This window comes from Mycobacterium sp. (assembly GCF_050701675.1).
Lineage (GTDB): Bacteria > Actinomycetota > Actinomycetes > Mycobacteriales > Mycobacteriaceae > Mycobacterium.
This window is the reverse complement of record NZ_JBOGDD010000792.1, coordinates 1-1,621: the sequence shown is the minus strand read 5'-3', so window position 1 is coordinate 1,621 and position 1,621 is coordinate 1. Positions and strand designations below refer to the sequence as shown.

At 64.0% G+C, this 1,621-nt stretch carries 1 protein-coding gene; it reads right to left on the bottom strand.

The window, feature by feature from the left end; all coding sequences use genetic code 11:
* Positions 1–72: 72 nt before the first annotated feature.
* Complete coding sequence (locus tag ACRDUX_RS24200) at positions 73–1,530, bottom strand: catalase (RefSeq protein ID WP_526417275.1); 1,458 nt, start codon at positions 1,528–1,530, stop codon at positions 73–75.
* Positions 1,531–1,621 lie beyond the last annotated feature (91 nt).

Below are 1,621 nucleotides of genomic sequence, written 5' to 3'. Positions count from 1 at the left end.
TCCCCAAAGTTCTCAATAGTCCCACAGACCCCAGGGGAATCACGTCAATGTAGTTCACACCGGCGTGTCGTGTCAGCTTCCGCCCGCCTTGGCGCGCACGCCCTCCTCGACCTTCTTCCCGAGATCCGGATCGACGTTGCGCCAGTACTCGAACACCCTCGACAGCACCGGCTCCTTCACACCGTCGAGCACGTGCCCGATGATGTTGGCGGCCAATCGATCCCGCTGGCCGTCGTCCATGACCTCACGGACCAGGTTGCCCGCCTGTCCCCAGTCGTCGTCCTCGGCACGCAGCGTGTACGCCGTGCGGACCATGTCGCCGTCGGACGCCCAGTGCGCTTCGGCCACCCGTTTCGGGTCGTCGACCACGGGGCCGCCCATGGAGTTCGGCGCATAGACCGGGTCGGTCGCCAGCCTGATCCGCATGGCTCCGTCCTTGGAATACGCGTTGACCTCGACCTTGGGCTCGTTGACGGGGATCTGCTTGTAGTTGACGCCGAGTCGGGCGCGATGCGCATCGGAGTAGGAGAAGCCGCGGGCCAGCAGCATCTTGTCGGGGCTCAAACCGGTGCCGGGCACGATGTTGTTGGGCTCGAAGGCCGCCTGCTCGATCTGAGCGTGGTAGTCCTCGACGTTGCGATCCAACGTCATCGTCCCGACGTCGATCAGCGGGTAGTCGCTGTGCGGCCACACCTTGGTCAGATCGAACGGGTTGTACCGGTAGTTCTTGGCGTCCTCGAACGGCATGACCTGCATCTTCAGCGTCCAACTCGGGTGGTTGCCCGCCTCGATCGAGTCGTACAGATCGCGCTGGTGGTAGTCGCCGTCTTCACCGGCGATGCGGTCGGCGTCCTCCTGCGTCAGGAAGTCGATGCCCTGGTCGGTCTTGAAGTGGTACTTCACCCAGAACATCTCACCGGCGGCGTTGACCCAGCTGTAGGTGTGGCTGGAGTAGCCGTTCATGTTCCGCCACGTCTTCGGGATTCCCCGGTCACCCATCAGGTAGGTGACCTGATGCGCCGACTCGGGCACCAGCGTCCAGAAGTCCCACTGCATGTGGTGGTCACGAAGGTTGTTGGCCGCCATCCGCTTCTGGCTGCGGATGAAGTTCTGGAACTTCATCGGGTCCCGGACGAAGAACACCGGGGTGTTGTTGCCGACCATGTCGAAGTTGCCCTCGGACGTGTAGAACTTCAGCGCGAACCCGCGCGGGTCGCGCCAGGTGTCTGGGCTGCCACGCTCGCCTGCGACCGTCGAGAACCGGGCCACCATCTCCGTCTTGGCGCCGGGCTGGAAGACCGCCGCCTTGGTGTACTGGCTGACGTCGTTGGTCACCTCGAAGTGCCCGAACGCGCCGCCACCCTTGGCATGCGGCTGGCGCTCCGGGATGCGCTCCCGGTTGAAGTTGGCCATCTGCTCGATCAGATAGTGGTCCTGCAGCAGGATCGGCCCGTCGGGGCCGACGCTCAGTGAATGTTCGACGCTGGGGATCGGTGCTCCACCGTCCGTCGTCGCGATCTTCTCGGTCATCTGCTCATCCATCTCCCGGTGGTTCTCTGCGACCACTCGGGGCTGGGCCGCAATTGAGTTGAACGCACCGCGAAATCCACCTGGCCCAGGA

What these genes read in the sequence shown, in the direction of transcription:
- ACRDUX_RS24200 (WP_526417275.1), bottom strand. Translation starts at nt 1,530, where the DNA reads ATGACCGAGAAGATCGCGACGACGGACGGTGGAGCACCGATCCCCAGC.